This is a genomic window from Acidisphaera sp. S103 (genome assembly GCF_009765975.1).
Taxonomy (GTDB): domain Bacteria; phylum Pseudomonadota; class Alphaproteobacteria; order Acetobacterales; family Acetobacteraceae; genus Rhodopila.
In genome coordinates, this window is sequence record NZ_LMUJ01000064.1 from 114,872 (window position 1) to 130,756 (window position 15,885).

15 protein-coding genes are annotated in these 15,885 nt (G+C 62.2%); 10 read left to right on the plus strand and 5 right to left on the minus strand.

What is annotated here, in order from left to right; all coding sequences use genetic code 11:
- From GSQ89_RS22755 to GSQ89_RS22765, 3 genes are all read right to left on the minus strand, one after another.
- On the minus strand, positions 1 to 912 hold a 912-nt coding region (locus tag GSQ89_RS22755; protein ID WP_158929527.1), incomplete at its 3' end, for a glycosyltransferase.
- A gap of 2 nt (positions 913 to 914) precedes the next feature.
- The gene (locus GSQ89_RS22760; protein WP_216856337.1) at positions 915 to 1,691 is read right to left on the minus strand and encodes a PIG-L deacetylase family protein; all 777 of its coding nucleotides are present in this window, start codon (positions 1,689 to 1,691) and stop codon (positions 915 to 917) included.
- Between the two features lie 116 nt (positions 1,692 to 1,807).
- Positions 1,808 to 2,521, minus strand: a complete 714-nt coding sequence (locus GSQ89_RS22765; protein WP_216856338.1) for an SAM-dependent methyltransferase — start codon at positions 2,519 to 2,521, stop codon at positions 1,808 to 1,810.
- A gap of 379 nt (positions 2,522 to 2,900) precedes the next feature.
- Here GSQ89_RS22765 and GSQ89_RS22770 point away from each other — a divergent pair, with 379 nt between their 5' ends.
- From GSQ89_RS22770 to GSQ89_RS22780, 3 genes are all read left to right on the plus strand, one after another.
- Positions 2,901 to 4,193 carry an MFS transporter gene (locus GSQ89_RS22770; RefSeq protein WP_158929529.1) on the plus strand — a complete coding sequence of 431 codons (1,293 nt, stop codon included), beginning with the start codon at positions 2,901 to 2,903 and terminating at the stop codon, positions 4,191 to 4,193.
- A gap of 12 nt (positions 4,194 to 4,205) precedes the next feature.
- Entirely contained in the window at positions 4,206 to 4,775 is a 570-nt protein-coding gene (locus tag GSQ89_RS22775; protein ID WP_158929532.1) for a hypothetical protein, read from the plus strand.
- A 76-nt stretch (positions 4,776 to 4,851) separates the two neighbouring features.
- Positions 4,852 to 5,856, plus strand: coding sequence for an LLM class flavin-dependent oxidoreductase (locus tag GSQ89_RS22780; RefSeq protein ID WP_158929534.1), 1,005 nt, complete (start codon positions 4,852 to 4,854; stop codon positions 5,854 to 5,856).
- Positions 5,857 to 5,858: 2 nt separating this feature from the next.
- Here GSQ89_RS22780 and GSQ89_RS22785 read toward each other — a convergent pair whose 3' ends face one another.
- On the minus strand, positions 5,859 to 6,638 hold the full coding sequence (locus GSQ89_RS22785) for a DUF169 domain-containing protein (protein WP_158929536.1): 780 nt from the start codon (positions 6,636 to 6,638) through the stop codon (positions 5,859 to 5,861).
- 200 nt (positions 6,639 to 6,838) lie between these two features.
- Here GSQ89_RS22785 and GSQ89_RS22790 point away from each other — a divergent pair, with 200 nt between their 5' ends.
- From GSQ89_RS22790 to GSQ89_RS22820, 7 genes are all read left to right on the plus strand, one after another.
- Entirely contained in the window at positions 6,839 to 8,488 is a 1,650-nt protein-coding gene (locus GSQ89_RS22790; protein ID WP_158929538.1) for a carboxylesterase/lipase family protein, read from the plus strand.
- Between the two features lie 140 nt (positions 8,489 to 8,628).
- Positions 8,629 to 9,972 (plus strand): MFS transporter, encoded by a 1,344-nt coding sequence (locus GSQ89_RS22795; RefSeq protein ID WP_158929540.1) that lies wholly within the window; start codon positions 8,629 to 8,631, stop codon positions 9,970 to 9,972.
- Positions 9,969 to 10,928, plus strand: a complete 960-nt coding sequence (locus tag GSQ89_RS22800) for an SMP-30/gluconolactonase/LRE family protein (RefSeq protein WP_158929542.1) — start codon at positions 9,969 to 9,971, stop codon at positions 10,926 to 10,928. The genes GSQ89_RS22795 and GSQ89_RS22800 overlap by 4 nt, the downstream gene beginning before the upstream one ends.
- Before the next feature lie 18 nt (positions 10,929 to 10,946).
- Positions 10,947 to 12,200 carry an MFS transporter gene (locus tag GSQ89_RS22805; protein WP_158929544.1) on the plus strand — a complete coding sequence of 418 codons (1,254 nt, stop codon included), beginning with the start codon at positions 10,947 to 10,949 and terminating at the stop codon, positions 12,198 to 12,200.
- A 13-nt stretch (positions 12,201 to 12,213) separates the two neighbouring features.
- Positions 12,214 to 13,383, plus strand: coding sequence for a beta-propeller fold lactonase family protein (locus tag GSQ89_RS22810; protein ID WP_158929546.1), 1,170 nt, complete (start codon positions 12,214 to 12,216; stop codon positions 13,381 to 13,383).
- A 63-nt stretch (positions 13,384 to 13,446) separates the two neighbouring features.
- Positions 13,447 to 13,752 carry an ATP-dependent Clp protease adapter ClpS gene (gene clpS, locus GSQ89_RS22815; RefSeq protein ID WP_158929548.1) on the plus strand — a complete coding sequence of 102 codons (306 nt, stop codon included), beginning with the start codon at positions 13,447 to 13,449 and terminating at the stop codon, positions 13,750 to 13,752.
- A 115-nt stretch (positions 13,753 to 13,867) separates the two neighbouring features.
- Positions 13,868 to 14,692 (plus strand): LLM class flavin-dependent oxidoreductase, encoded by an 825-nt coding sequence (locus tag GSQ89_RS22820; protein ID WP_158929550.1) that lies wholly within the window; start codon positions 13,868 to 13,870, stop codon positions 14,690 to 14,692.
- A gap of 222 nt (positions 14,693 to 14,914) precedes the next feature.
- On the opposite strand, the gene GSQ89_RS22825 is transcribed toward GSQ89_RS22820, so the two are convergent.
- Positions 14,915 to 15,766 (minus strand): thioesterase family protein, encoded by an 852-nt coding sequence (locus GSQ89_RS22825; RefSeq protein WP_158929552.1) that lies wholly within the window; start codon positions 15,764 to 15,766, stop codon positions 14,915 to 14,917.
- Between the last annotated feature and the right edge of the window lie 119 nt (positions 15,767 to 15,885).

Consider the following 15,885-nt stretch of genomic DNA (forward strand, 5'->3'; position numbering starts at 1 on the left):
ACTCTCGAACAGAAGCTGGAACGCTCTTGCGCCCGTTCGCGCCTTCACGGCGTCGGTAAATGCCCGATAAAGGTAGAAACGATCGATCACCGCCAAGTGGCGGCGCAGCGCACGTGCGAGTTCGGGATCGGACGCAACGCGTGGCTCGTCACGCAGCAACTTTTGCTCCATCGATCGGATACGCTGCAGATCCGCGGCGGATTGAACGTCCGTCGACGATCCGGCACGCACCCAGTAGCGATACATTGCCTGCGGCGTCAGCCACCATCGGGCACCCCGTAAAAGGCAAGCGGTGTACAGCATAAAATCCTCGGCGAACCGATTTCGCTCGTCATAGCGAAGATCGTGCTGCCGCAGAAAGTCGCGCCGCATGATCGGCTGCAGAAACCCGTAGCTGACGCGCGGGGTCCATCTGCTGCCGACGTTGCCGGCGATGAAGGCGGCGGTGGACAGGAATTTACCCGCTGGCAACGCCCGAGCCGAGATCATTGGTTCGGGCTGTTCGGTGCCGTCTTCCGGGCAGATCAGCAGATTATCGGCAACCAGGTCTGCTTCATGTCGCTGGCCGAGCGCGATCAGGGTCTCGATGCGTTCTGGCAATATTTCATCGTCGGCGTCGAGTAGCACGACCCAGTCACCGCGCGCCACAGCGAGCCCACGATTGCGCGATGCAGACGGCCCGAGATTGGTGGTGTTCCGCAACAGGCTAACCCGCCTGTCCTGCTGGGCGAAGTTCTCCACAATCGCCGCGGTGGCATCGCTGGAGGCGTCGTCTATGACCAGAATCTCACACCGCTGCTCGGTCTGTGCGAGCGCGGAGGCAATCGCCCGGCGAATGGTACGTTCCGCATTGTACGCGGGGACGACGACCGATGCGCGGATCGGCCCGTCTTGCAGCGGATCATTCTGCATGGTCACGCATCGATAAGTACCTCAAACGGCCAGTCGAATATCGCGAGGAAGGCAGGCGACATGCGGAACCCTGTCGGATCGTCCTGAATCAGATCGGTGATCTGCGACCGGTGACAGGCGATCGCGCGCTGCTTGGCCGCGAGATGATGGGCGATGTCCACACGAGCCCCCCGTAACGGCATAACCGGAAGCCAGCCGGTGGGCGGCAAGGTCCAGGTCCACACCGGATAGCCGAGGAGCCTTGCGCCAATCTCCCGAGCGACATGCTGTCCCAGCCGATAGGCCGCCTGATGGTCTGAATGTGGATCATGCGGCCATGTCGTGCAGATAGCACGCACACCGTGCGAACGGGCATACTGTGCGATACGTGCTGCCGCGTCGTTGAATTGCTTGCCGCGCAACGATACATGTCCATCGGGCAGGCCAAGGAAATCGATCCGATCTTCCGGCAGCCCGAGGGCGGCGATCGCCCGGCGCGCTTCCTGCATTCGCAGTGCGGAGAGCCGCGAAGCCGGATACTCGCGCGAGTGAGGGTGCGATCCGGTACCGTCGGTCAACACCATAACATGCACGTCGTGGCCGCGCGCATGGTGCTCCGCGATCAGTCCGCCGCATCCCAGACTTTCGTCGTCGGGATGCGGCGCCAGGACCAGCAGGGGTTGGTCGCCAACCACTGTCCGCGAATCGGCCACAGGGAGATTACGCAACGTATCGAGCACGGCGCCCACGCGTACCATGGGCTGCAGGTAACGCCGAACCCGCGCCGGCAGACGTAGCATCGCGGTATCTCCATCTGAAATCAAATCAAGTCTTCGCCGCAACGCTTTCAAACGAAGTGCGCCGGGCGATAGTGCCAGCAAGAAATACGGCGGGTATCAGACCTGTTCAAGTGACGCTAACGAAACCGTGTCGCGGCCTGAGGATGCCCCAGGAGGTCCAGTCGATACGTATCCTCCTGGTATTGCACGCGCGGTTCCAACCCCGTGCGCTGGATGAACAGATCGGCCGCCTGGTCCCCTGTGCAGGGATCACCCGAGCGCCCTCGCCAGTTCACCAGCAGTACGAGCCCCGTCGCATCGAGACTTGCGCGCACCCTGTCAGCGACCTTGGCAACGTCTTTTGGTGATAGAAAATACAATACTTCCGACAGCACGATGAGATCGAAATTGCCTTCGGGCCATTCGTCCGGCACCTGCATCCGGCGGAACTGGACCCACGGTTGATCGGCGCATGCGGCCCGCGCGTCGCGGAGTGGTTGTTCGACGATATCGACCGCCAACAGGGCATCGCAGCGCGGTGCCAGCAGATGTGTGAGCACGCCGATCGAGCACCCTATCTCAAACGCCGAACCGAAGCGCCGGGTTGGCAGCGCTTCGAGCGTTTTGCGATATTTCGCTTGCTCGTATTCGCTGGTGCGAAAGTGCCAGGGGTCGGGGTCCGCGTCGTACATATCCTGGAAGTGCGCGGCATTCCGGGACGAACGATTGCGGATCAGTGCCGCGAGACGCCTGCCCCCGGGCAGCGCGTGCGACAGCCGATGCAGCCTTTTGGCCGAGAACACGGCCCTTCCGGCCGTGGTAATGGTGCGAAGCATGACGGTCTCCATCATCGCGTGATCGGGTGCGGACAGATCGCCCGGGCCGCAGCATACCCCAATGGGTTTTGCCACATATCTGTTCCGGCACCGGACGATTTGCGGGTGCTGTTGTGAGATCGGACGCCCTCTCCCAGGCGATGGCCGCGACGCTGCCCGGCCACGTTTCAACCTGAGAGGTTGCCGTGAGCGGTGAAGCGATCCACCCTCTGTAAAGGCAACTGTCGACCGGTTGTCGACTGGTGGATGCGAAGGTTGTCACAAAATCACTCGAACGTGCTGCACGACAGTTTGATCACGGTCAGCCACCCCGTGATTCTCCTGCGGATCCTTGTAGCATTCCCATCACGGCGGACACGGTGTCGGGTCCGCCGCTTCGAACGGAGGAAACCGCGTGCCTGAAATCGAGACCATAACGATACGAAAAGTGGCGAAACGGCTGCTGCCGCTCATTTTCCTGCTGTATGTCGTATGCCTGATCGACCGCATAAATCTGAGTTTCGCGGCCCTGACGATGAACCGCGACCTAGGCCTCAACGCCTATGTCTACGGCCTGGGCGCCTCGATTTTTTTCATCGGGTATTTCGTTTTCGAGGTCCCCAGCAACCTGCTGCTCGACCGCGTCGGCGCGCGCCTGTGGATCACCCGGATCATGATCTCCTGGGGCCTGGCCTCCGCCGCGATGGCCTTGGTCAGTGGTGAGACCAGCTTCCTGGTCGTCCGTTTTCTTCTGGGCTTTTTCGAAGCCGGGTTTTTCCCCGGCATGATTCTGTACCTCACCTTCTGGTTTCCATCCGCCTATCGGGCGCGCGTTATCGCCGCCTTCATGCTCGCAATCCCGGTGACCGGCGTGATCGGCGGACCACTGGCGACCAGCATGCTGGAACTGAATGGCACGCTGGGCTTGGCCGGCTGGCAATGGATGTTCCTGCTGGAAGGCATTCCGGCGGCGCTGATGGGCTTCGTCGTGCTGGCGTTCATGACCGACCGGCCGTCTCGGGCAAATTGGCTGCGCCCCGAGGAGAAACAATGGCTGGAGGACACGCTGCACCGGGAACGGCAGGAGGTTGAGAACGCGCACAGCCGGCTCAGCCTGTGGCAGGCGCTGATCGATCCGCGCGTGCTGGCGCTGTCGCTGGTCTATTTCGGTATTGGAACAGCGACGTATGGCGTGGTGTATTTCCTGCCGCAGATCATCAAGGGCTGGGGCCTGTCGAACCTGCAAACCGGGTTCGTGTCCTCCATACCGGATATCGTCGGCACGATCGGCATGGTGGTCTGGGGCTTTTACTCCGACCGTTCGACCGACCGCCGGCGCAGCGCCGCCACTGCTTTGTTGGTCTGCACTGTTGGTCTCGTCGGGCTCGGACTGTTCGGTGCTTCGGCCTGGTCGTTGATCGCGATGGCGATGGTTTCGGTTGGCCTTAACGCGTCACGCCCGTTGTTCTGGGCGCTGCCGTCGCTGTTTCTGAGCCGGACGGCGGCGGCCGGCGCCATTGCGTTGATCAACGCGCTGGGCAATCTGGGCGGGATCGCAGGGCCGACGATGCTGGGGTGGGTAAAGACGACCACCGGCAGTTTCTCGGGTGGTCTCTACTTCCTGGGGGCATGCACTTTCATCGCCGCGATCGTGGTCCTGATGTCGGTGCGAGCGCCAAGCCGGGTGGCGGCATCCCTGGCGGAATAGACGGGGTCCAGTATGCGACGGCAGGATTTTCGTAACGAGACGGACGACGACCACCTGCCGGTGATGGTGCCGCGTAGCGATAAGGTGCTGATACAGACGCCGCCGGAGCGGGTTCGACGGCTGCGGAGGCACCTTATCGTGACGTTGCGGGCAATACGCCGGATGAAGGAGACCGGGCGTTCCACGTCGCCCGCATCCCCGGAACCAGAGGGCTTCGCGGCGCGTGTTGCCGGCACCGCCTGTGGTCTGTGCAAAGGCTGGTGCTGCAAGAACGGTGAAGATGACGCCTTTCTGGATGAACCGACGCTGTTGCGTGTGCGGCGGGCAAATCCGGCGCTGAATGCACGCGCGGTGTTGCGGCTGTTTGTCGACCTTGTGCCGGCGGATGCCTACCAGGGATCCTGCATATTTCATGGCAAACAAGGCTGCACACTGAATCGATCGTTGAGATCCGATGTATGCAACAGCTATTTTTGCGGGGGCCTTCAGAACTACCTGGCGGGCGGCGATGTCGCGACACCGGCCGTCGTTATCGCTGGCGAGGGCGACAAGATGCGTCGTTCACCCATTCTGACCCCGTAGTCCGCTTCCGTCCTGTTTGACACCGATCCCGAAGGTATCCAGACACTCCCCAACACCGACCGAGGGACACAGCGCGATGAAGCTCAGCATGATCGTTCGCGGCCAGCATCCCCCCGGGGATACGGCACAACATTTGCGCGACGATTTGGACCTTGTGCGATGTGCCGAACGCCTAGGCTTCGACGGCATCGTCAAAGGTTCGCATTTCAGCGCGCACCCGTTCTCCTCCGTGCAGCAGATCCCGTTCCTGTCCTATTGCGCCGCGATCGCGCCCAGGCTTCGGATCATCTGCGGCCTGGTGCTGGTTCCGTTGCACAAGCCGCTCGACCTTGCGGAACAACTGGCGACGCTCGACGTTCTGTGCGGCGGTAAACTCGTTTTCGGCGCTGGGATCGGTTACCGCGACGTCGAATTCAAGGCGTTCGGCGTGCCGCGCGGCCGGCTGGGATCTCGGTTCGAGGAATGCCTGACGGCGATTCGGCGGCTGTGGACTGAGGATTTCGTCGACATGAAGGGTTCTGATTTCGAACTCGACCACGCCACCTGCTCTGTCAAACCGTTGCAGAAGCCGACTCCGCCGATCTGGATCGGTGCCAATGCCGACGTTGCGATCCGCCGGGCCGCCCGTATGGGCGATTGCTGGTACATCAACCCGCACAACACACTGGCGACGATCGAGCGGCAGATGGACCTGTACAAGCGTGCCCTGGACGAATATGGGCGGCCGTTCCCAATCGAAGTGCCGATGCGGCGGGAGGTCTTCGTGGCGAAGTCCCGAACCGAGGCGATCCGCCGCGCCCAGCCTTACCTGGAGGAAAAATACAAAGCCTATCGCGCCTGGGGGCAGGACAAGGTGATGCCGGCAGGCGACGATTTCGATCATGAATTCGACGCCTTGCTGGAGGATCGTTTCCTTCTGGGCTCACCCGCTGAAGTCGCGGATCAACTCAATCGGCTCAATCAGCGTCTTGGGGTGAATCACCTCGTCGCCTCGATTCACTGGCCGGGGATGCCGAACAGTCTTGCACTGGAACAGTTGCACCTTCTCGCCGAGGAAGTCGGTCCCCTGCTTCGCCCCTGACCTCACGCCGGCGGCTTGCGATCGGCGTAGCTGACCCCCATGCCGGCGCGCACATCCTGCTGGATGCCGTATTGCGGGAAAGGATAGCGCAGGCCGTTCTTCGACAGGGCCTCCATGCCGGTGATCGCCTGGGTCAGTTGCTCCGGCGGCAAGGCCATCAGCATCTCATCGTCCAGCACGCCGCCGTAGCGCCGTTCGGCGAAACAGGGAATCGACAGGCTGGGTTGGCGGGTGTTCAGCGCCCTGCCCCATGAATCCGCACAGGCGGATTCACCGACGACGCTCCAGTCGAACCGTTTGTAACCGGACCATTGCAGGCCGTTGATGAAATACATCATCGCCCCCGGCGTCGCGTAGAACAGCGCGATATCCGGCGGGTTCAGCCGGCCGGCCGCCAGCGGCGAGACAACCATCGCCTGATATTTGCCGTCCGCCACGCAGTTCATCGCCGCCTGGTGTGCGCCGGCATCGTCCGGTGTCGAGTACCACACCCCGACCATCCGCTGGCCGGATTTCCACTCATCATCCTTCGCATTCCCCAGCCCGATCACCGCTCGGCATTGCGCGCCTACCAGGTTGTCGGCGGTCACGCCCACGGTCCAGCCAAGCCTGGCGGCCTGCGCCACCACCTGATCGAAGGCGTGAACGGCTTTCGGCCGGCGGATGCGCGGGATCGCCTCCATGTCTTCGGCTCGCTCGAACAGTTTCATGCCAAACGGCGGATTGCGCAGCTTCAACAGGCGCTCGAGGTCGGCGGCCAGCTTTGTCCAGTCCTGGGTCATGGCGGTATCCTCCGGTTTGTCCGGCATCATCGGCCCTGGCGAGGGCGATGTTAAGACGGATTCCGCGGGCCGGAAACAACCCTTGTCATTCCGGATATAATATGATGATTGGACCGACAACCTTGCCAACTGGACGGGAAGGTGCCTAGCCTGTCGCGAGCGCATGACTCCACAGAATAAAAACATCTGGAGTGGAAACGATGATGATGCGATCCGGACAATACGCGGTACGACTGGCCGCGCTGCTGATGGGCTTGTTGCTGACGGTGGTGGGACCTGCGGCTGCGGACCGAACCGGGCCGGAAATGCGGACGACCGAGGGGCCTGTTCAGGGCCTGACCCGAAACGGCATGAACATATTCCTGGGCATTCCCTTCGCCGCCCCGCCCGCGGGTGCGTTGCGCTGGCAGCCGCCACAGCCTCATCCGGCGTGGACGCAAACGCTGGATGCGACGAAATTCGGTAATACCTGTCCACAGATTACCGAACTGGGTGTATTCGCTGGCCCGGTCAGCGTCAGCGAGGATTGTCTTTACCTGAACGTCTTCGCACCGGCGGCGGCGGGTGGCAAGAAACGTCCCGTCCTGCTGTGGATTCACGGTGGCGGCCTGTTCGATGGTGAAAGCAACGACTACGACGCCAGCGCCTTGGTGAAGGGTGGACCAGCCGGTCCCACTGTTGTTGTCACCGTCAATTACCGGCTGGGTCTGCTGGGTTATCTCGGGCACCCCGCACTGGACGCCGAGGGCCATGACTTCGGCAATTACGGCCTGATGGACCAGCAGGCGGCGCTACGCTGGGTCCAGCGCAACATCGCCGCGTTCGGTGGCGACCCCGGTAACGTCACCGTCGGCGGACAATCCGCAGGTTCCACCAGTACCGCTGCGCTGGTGATCTCACCGGCTAGCAAGGGCCTGTTTCATCGGGCGATCTTCGAGAGCGGCCCGCTGCTGACGGTCGCGCCGCTCGCCTTGGCGGAGAAGCGAGGCTCCGATTTCGCGGCCGCCGCCGGTTGCGGCGGCGATGCAGCCGCCGCGTGCCTGCGCGCGCTGACCGTGCAGAAAATCCTGTCGCTGCAAGGCACCGCCGCGGCGAATGGGCCATACGTGAACGGGCTGTTGGTGGATGGTAAGGTCTTGCCGATCCCTGCCGACACCGCGTGGTCCACCGGCCAGTTCAACCATATGCCGATCATGAACGGCAGTGTCGCCGATGAAGGCGCGTTCACCGCCAGCATCAACGAGTTGTTCTTCGGCCCGCTATCCGCCGATCAATATGTCAGCCTCATCAAATCGACCTATGGCGGCCCGGCGGGACCCGGGGCGGGGCCACCCGACTATGCCGCCGGAACGCCTGATGCAGTGCTGGCCCAATACCCGCTCAGCGCTTACCCCAATCCCAGTTCGGCGTGGGTCGCGGTGGGCACCGATGCGAATGTGTGCCGGCATCCGTTCCTCAACCGCCACGTCTCGGCGTATGTTCCGCTTTACGCTTATGAGTTCGCCGACAAGACCGCGCCGTGGTATTTTCCGCCTTTGAGTTTCGCGCATGGCGCAGCGCACACCATCGACATTCCGTTCCTGTTTGCCGACTGGCACGGCGGTCCGTTGGGGATTCCGCACAAACTCAACGCGACAGAACGCACCTTGTCGGCCCAATTGGTGGCGGCTTGGACGAACTTCATGTACGCGGGCAACCCGAACCTGAAGGGCGACCAACCATGGCCGCGCTTCACCGCCAATTCGGAGGTCTACTTCTCCGAGAACGTGCCGAAATCATCCACGATCACGGGTGCGCAATTCGCTGCCGCGCATAAGTGTGCGTTCTGGGATACCGTCCTGATTTATTGAACCTGGAGGAGTTGTTCGTCCAACGCAATGAGTGGTAGCGACCGACCGCGCTGTGTTGACCGCGTTGGCAGGGCATGGAAGCTTGCAGGCGATGATCCAATCGCAGGCGAGGAATATCGCCGTTGCCCGGGAGAGAAGCGATGGCGAAACCTGCCGCGGGAGCGTTCCCGGGTAGCGGCACCGTATCAGCCGAAACGCTGGGCAAGGTGCTTTGGCGTATCCTGCCGTTTCTCTTTCTTTGCTATGTGGTCAACTATCTTGACCGGGTGAATGTTGGCCTGGCGGCGCTCGCCATGAACAAGGATTTGAACCTGAGTCCGTCTCAGTTTGGCTGGGGCGCCGGCTTGTTCTTCATCGGCTATTTCCTGTTTCAGATCCCAAGCAACCTTATGCTTCAGGCCGTTGGAGCTCGGCGCTGGATAGCCGTCATCATGGTGACCTGGGGGGTGATTTCAACCGCAACGGCCTTTGTCAGCGGGCCGATCACGTTTGGTCTTGCTCGATTTCTGCTGGGCATAGCGGAAGGCGGCTTCGTGCCGGGTGTTTTCCTGTACCTGACCCAATGGTTCCCGGGCGATTGGCGCGCGAAGGCCACCGCCACCTTTCTGGTCGGAATCCCTGTGGCCAGCATTATCGGCTCACCGATATCCGGGGGTCTTCTGTCAATGCACGAGATCGGCGGCCTTAGAAGTTGGCAGTTGCTTCTGATTTTGGAGGGCGTACCTGCCATTCTTCTAAGTCTTGCCTGCCTGTTCGTCCTGGTCGATCGCCCGGAGCAAGCGCCCTGGCTTGACCCCGAGGAAAAACAGCAACTCATACATCGGCTCGACACGGAACGTCGGCAGATCGAACAGATTCATCGCTTCACGCTGGCGGAGACGCTGGCGAATGGGCGGGTCATCACACTGGCGGGGATCAATTTCTGTTCCATCATCGGCGGCTTTGGGGTGCAACTCTGGTTGCCGCAAATCATCAAGGGCTTTGGCCTGAACAACGCACAGGTCGGTTGGATCAATGCGATCCCGTATGTGTTCGGCGCGGTTGCGATGATCCTGTGGGCGCGCAGTTCCGACCGGGCCACCGACCGCACATGGCACGTTGCGTCAACGACGCTGTTGGCGGCGGTGGGCCTGGCGATCGCGTCTTGTGTCGGTTCGCCAACATTGTCGCTGGTGGCATTGACCCTGACGATTGTTGGTACACTTTCGTTCCAAGCGACGTTCTGGGCCGTCCCCGCGACATTCTTGACCGGCCGAGCGGCGGCGGCTGGCATCGCGTTTATTGTGGCGGTCGGCAATCTTGGCGGGTTCGCGGGCCCTTATCTGATCGGCCGCGTCAAGGAAGCCACCAACAGCTACACGATCGCGCTGCTCGTGCTCGCCGGCTTCCTTGCCTGCAGCACGATCATGATGCTGATGCTCGGCAACCCCGCCAGAAGAGGCAGCACCGCCATTCGATTTGAAGAAGAAAAGGGAAGATCATGACGAAAGACAACAGCCGGTGGGAGTCGACGGCGCCGATCCGTTATCCAGACCCGAACATCGTTGTGCTGGACCCAAGATTCGAACGGCTGGTGCTGGGTCATGCCGCGATCGAACGGATCGTGACGGGATGCCGGTTCACGGAAGGCCCTGCCTGGTTCGGCGACCTGCGTCAACTGGTGTTCAGCGACATTCCCAATGACTGCCTGATGCGCTGGGATGAGGAAACCGGCCAGGCTGGCCTGCTCCGCAAGCCCGCTGGGCACCCCGATGGCAACACGCGCGATCGGTTCGGCCGCCTGATCAGTGCCGAACTCGGGACAAGGCGGCTGACACGCACCGAATACGACGGCAGCGTCACCGTGCTGGCCGATCATTTCGAAGGCACAAGACTGACCGGCGCCAACGACGTGATCGTCAAATCCGACAATTCCATCTGGTTCAGCGACAACGGCGCCGGAATTCGCGGCAATTACATGGGCGACAAGGCGTCGCAGGACCTGCCGTTCCGGGTGTATCGGATCGATGGCACGACCGGTGAGATGACCATTGCTGTGGGTGACATGGAGCGGCCGAACGGACTGTGTTTCTCGCCGGATGAGTCCAAGCTGTATGTCGTCGATACGCCTTCGGGCCGGAAGACGACGCATGTCTACGACATGGCCGAAGATGGCCGGACGGCGCGCAACGGACGCGTGTTTTTCGACGGAACGCCGGGTTATGCCGACGGTATCCGTTGCGACACCGAGGGGAATGTCTGGTGTGGCTTCTCCGGCGGCGCTGATCAGGACGGGGTCGCGGTGTTCGCACCGGATGGGACCCTGATCGGTCGCATCCTGCTGCCGGAACGTTGCGCCAACCTGTGCTTTGGCGGCCGCAAGCGCAACCGACTGTTCATGACCGCCAGCCAGTCGGTCTATGCGCTTTACGTCGAAGCCCAAGGCGCGCCGGGCGGGTAAACACGGGAGGAGACGACATTGGCACGGGGTCGGCTGACGCTCTATCTGCTCCTGTTCTTTCTGATCACGATCAATTACGCGGATCGCATCGCGCTTTCGATCGGTGCGGCGCCTATCGCGGCGGAATTCCATATCTCGCCTGTCGGCATGGGTTTCCTGTTCTCCTGCTTCCTGTGGAGCTACGTGTTGTGCCTGATCCCGTGGGGCATGATCACGGATCGCATCGGGATTCGCGCCGTCGGTGGCATCGGTATCGCGCTGTGGTCGGCCGCCACTGTGCTGACCGGCTTCGCGCCCGGTCTGGCGTGGCTGTTCGGGGCGCGTCTGGCCATGGGTGCCGGCGAGGCCAGTGCGTTTCCCGCGGCAGGCCGAGCGGTTCGCGAATGGGTGCCAGCCAGCGAGTATGGTTTGGCAAGCATGCTGGTCATCAGCGGCGGCTATGCCGGGCCGGCGATCGGATCGGTGCTGTTCGGCTGGTTCGCCACATCCCTGGGATGGCGCGGCGGATTTGTTGCCCTGGGTTGCATCGGCTTCCTGTGGTTGCTGGCGTCGCTGATGTGGTTCCGAAAGCCGTCGTCGTCCGCGAGCAACCCGGCGCCCGCACCGGTCGACCACCGGCCCAGCGGCCTTAGGGCGCTTCTGGCAAGCAGCACCATGTGGGGCCTGCTTCTGACACAGGGCGCCTGCGTCTATTCGCACTACCTGTTCCTGACCTGGCTGCCGAGTTACCTGCAACTCACGCGCCACCTGACGATCCTCAAGACAGGGTTGTTTTCGGCGATACCGTTTGCCGTCACCGTGATCTGCAGCTTGGCCATAGCGGCGCTCAGCGATCGTCTGTTGCGCGGCCGAGACGGCCGGACCGGCCAACGGCGCTTGATGGTGGCCGGGATGATGCTGGTGTCCACCGTCGTGCTGCTGACACCGCTGGTCACCAACATTTGGCTTATTCTCGTCCTGGTCACGGTTTCACTGACCGGAACCTCGGCGGCAACCGGATTGAACGCCGCGCTGCTGACCGATCTGCTGCCGTCGTCGTCGAATGCGGGAACGGCGAACAGCGTGTTGGTGGTGGGCGGCAATGCCTTCGGCATGCTGGCCCCGATCGTGACGGGCTATGTCATCGCCAGCACGGGACACTATGACGCCGCCTGGGTGATTTCCGGTGCGTTGCTGATAGCGGGTATGATCATCAGCATGACCATGACCCGGCGGCCGATCAGGGCAGGTGCGGATGTGATTGACCGGGCACCATCAGCGGCATCGGCATAAGGAGTGATATGTAATGGCTGAAACCGTTGTTCTGTATGCCAGCGTGGGGCCGGAACTGACTCGATACGCCGTCGATGTCGATCGCGCCGAACTGCTGCGGCAGGAGTCGGTCACCGTCGCGGAAAACGTGCAATACGCCTGGCCGCATGTTTCGGGACGTTATCTATATGTCGCGTCGAGCAACAGCGCATCCGGGATGGGGCCGGTCGGCAACAGCCATCATGTCACCGCGTATTCAGTGCATCCGGAGTCTGGCGTGCTGGCGCCACATGGCGCGCCGATACCGCTGCCGACACGGCCGATCCATATGGCCACCGATATCGCGTCCACGCACATTTTGGCGGCCTTCAGCAATCCCGGTGCCTTCCGCGTCTACCGCATCAACGCCGATGCCACGCCGGGCGATGAAATCCAGCAGGCCGAACCGGTCGATCCCGGCATTTACCCGCATCAGGTGCGCGCGACCCTTGACGATAAGCACGTCATTCTGGTCACTCGCGGCCACAGTGCCGCGAAAGGCAAGCCGGAAGAACCGGGTGCGCTGAAGGTCTTCCGGTATGCCGATGGCCTGCTGAGCGATGAGGTCTCGATCGCCCCCAACGGCGGCTATGGCTTCGGACCCCGTCATCTGGATTTTCATCCGTCCCAGCCTTGGGTTTATGTGTCGCTGGAGCGGCAGAACGCGTTGGCGATGTTTGGTATTCAAAACGGCTTGTTGTCCACGGCCCCGCTTTTCACCAAGCCCACATTGGCAGCGCCCGGCGTGGGCGGGGTGCGGCAACTGGCGGGCACCGTCCATGTCCATCCCAACGGCCGGTTCGTGTATGCGGTCAACCGAGCGTCGGATACGACGGAATTCGAGGGGGCAAAGGTGTTCGCCGGTGGTGAAAACACCTTGGTGGTTTACGCGATCGACCCGGCGACCGGGGAGCCGACCGCGATCCAGCATATCGACACGGGCGGCATCCATTGCCGGACTTTTCATATCGATCCGTCGGGCCGTCTGCTGGTCGCCGCACATATCATGGCCATGTCGGTCCGCGAGGGCAGCGGGATACGCAGAATACCCGCCGGCCTGTCCGTTTTTCGCATAACCGAGGACGGACGGCTGCATTTCCAGCGGGCATACGAAGTCGAAGTTGGCGACAAAACCATGTTCTGGATGGGCATGGTGACCCTGTAGAGCCTTGCATGACCACGATCGACCCACGACATTCGGTTCACGCCTGAAGGAACGGTGCCGCCGATGCCTGACATCACCACCCACTCCGACACCAAGACCGACATAAAAGTCGAGCGTCCCCGTCTCCACAAAGTAATTTTGGTCAATGACGACTTCACGCCCCGGGAATTCGTCGTGATGGTTCTGAAGGCGGAATTTCGTATGGGGGAAGACCAGGCCCACCGTGTGATGGTAACGGCCCATCGGCGCGGCGCGTGCGTGGTCGCTGTCTACACAAAGGATGTGGCGGAAGCCAAGGCGACGAACGCGACGGACGCCGGTCGGCGCAAGGGTTATCCGTTGCTGTTTACCACCGAACCCGAGGAATAGTCCGATTGGCAGCCGCCGCGGTTTTACCCGCGGCCGGATTTGCGGCACGCTACGTGTCGTGCCCAACACGGGCGGAAGGAAATCAAGACATGTCACCAATGACCGGAGGACGGCCATGAAAGTCAGCACCATGATCCGTCCCGATCCCACTGTTCAACCGCATGACCGGCTACTCGCTCGCATGGCCGATTATGCCCGGCGCATCGAAGCCGGCGGTTTCCCCGGCATATGGGTCGGCGACTCGCTGGGCCGAGGTCGGGCCACCCTGGATCCGTTGATTGAGCTATCGGTCGTTGCCGCCGTCACCGAACGGGTGGAACTCGGCATTTCCGTGCTGCAACTCCCGTTGCGCAACCCAATCGAGCTCGCCCACCGGGTCCAATCCGTCCAGGCCCTATCCGGTGGCCGCCTGCGGCTGGGCGTGGGCAGCGGCTCGACGCGCGCGGACTTCGAGCTTCTGGGCTACGACTATGACCATCGCTTCGGCATCATGAAGCGTTCACTGGAAACCATGCGGCACGCGTGGCGCGGTGAAGCGGTCAACTCAGGCGGCACCCTGTCGGTGTGGCCGGGCTGCGAGGGCGGACCACCGATCCTGATGGGCGCCTGGCGCAGTCCGCGCTGGATCACCTTCGCCGCGCAGGAATGCCAGGGGTGGACGCCCTCGGGCCGCTACAGCAGTTGGGACGACCTTGAGTTGGGTATGAAGATCTACCGCGAGGCCGGCGGCACCAACGCCGTGCTTGCCAACGTCGCTGTCGACCTGGGCGACCGGCCCGAATCCGCCAGCCTGAAGGAGGTAACAACCTCCCTGGCCTGTCCGCCGGACGAGGCCCGCCGGCGGTTGAAGCGTATCGAGCAGATTGGTTTCGATGAGGTGCTTCTGGTGTCGCATTCCAGTGTGCTGGAGGACATCGAGCGGGTGCGCGATTTCCTCTAGAGCGCGCTGACTGTGAACGGTCAGTGCGCTCTAACTCTTTGTTTGATCGCGTGATTCACGCCCTGTTGGCGTTCCGCCCAGGGCGACCACGCGCTAGTGCCCCGAATCTGAAGTTCGCCACAGCGGGCGAACTTCAGATTCGGGACACTAGCTCTTTGTTTTCAGTGGCCTGCCGATCCCAGAAATCCGTCGCAAAATGCGACGAACTTCTGGGGCAGGACACTAGCTGCTGGATCCGAGTAACGCGGCCGCTTGTTGGCGGATTTCCTCTGGCCAACGGGCGGGACGGCGCGCGTCGAGATCGAGATTCACGCCGAACTGGCTGAGCCGCGCGACTTCGGTGTCCGTTCGCGGGTCGGCCATGCGATGGATCATGCGCAACGAGGAGCCGCCGAAGTGACCAATGCCGGTCTGGACCAGGTACGGCACATCCAGTCGCAAGACGCCAGAGATCTGCAAAATCAGTTCGAAGGTTGAAAAGCCCCGCCGCTGCTGCTGCATGAAGGTGCTGTCCATGCCGATGGCGGCGCCGAACTGACCAGACGCGTTGGAAAAGCGATGCACGATCGCACCGAGGGCGAAATGGCCAGACGCGTCGACGTCGCCGGCCTTGACCCGTCCGCGTGCGGTGGGGATGAAACCGTCTGTCGTGGCGGGATCGGACCGGGGTTCGGCAGCCGGACCGTTCCAGCCCGCGATGCGGGATTCGACGGTGCTGCGTTGTTGCGATGTCAGTGGGGCCGCGGACAGGTCCCAGTGTTCATCGAACCAGGTCACGACCTCACCGTTGGTCGAATCGATAAAACGATGGCCGAGGCGCAAGCCGTCCTCGAGGCCGAGCGCGGCGCTTTCGACATGGAAGCTGGCGCCGGCACGGAGTTCGCGGGCGAAGCGGGCGCTGATCCGGCGGGGAACATCACCTCGGTGCGAGAGATGGTTGATGCCGAGTGCGTCGGCGAGATTGGCTTCCGCCTCTTCCAGCCGGTCAAAGTAATAGGCGACCGTGAAATGTTCGGTGACGTCGCACTGCCAGGGCGGTACCGCACCGCGATAGGTCTCAATCCAATTGGTCATCGTTCCACCTTAACACGTCTTTGCAGCACGGCCCGCGGCGCCAAGGATCGATGAAGAGTCCGTGACACTTCCCCTGTCGTTGCGCGTGTTCCGCAGGGCTACCGCATCGCGTCGTTTTC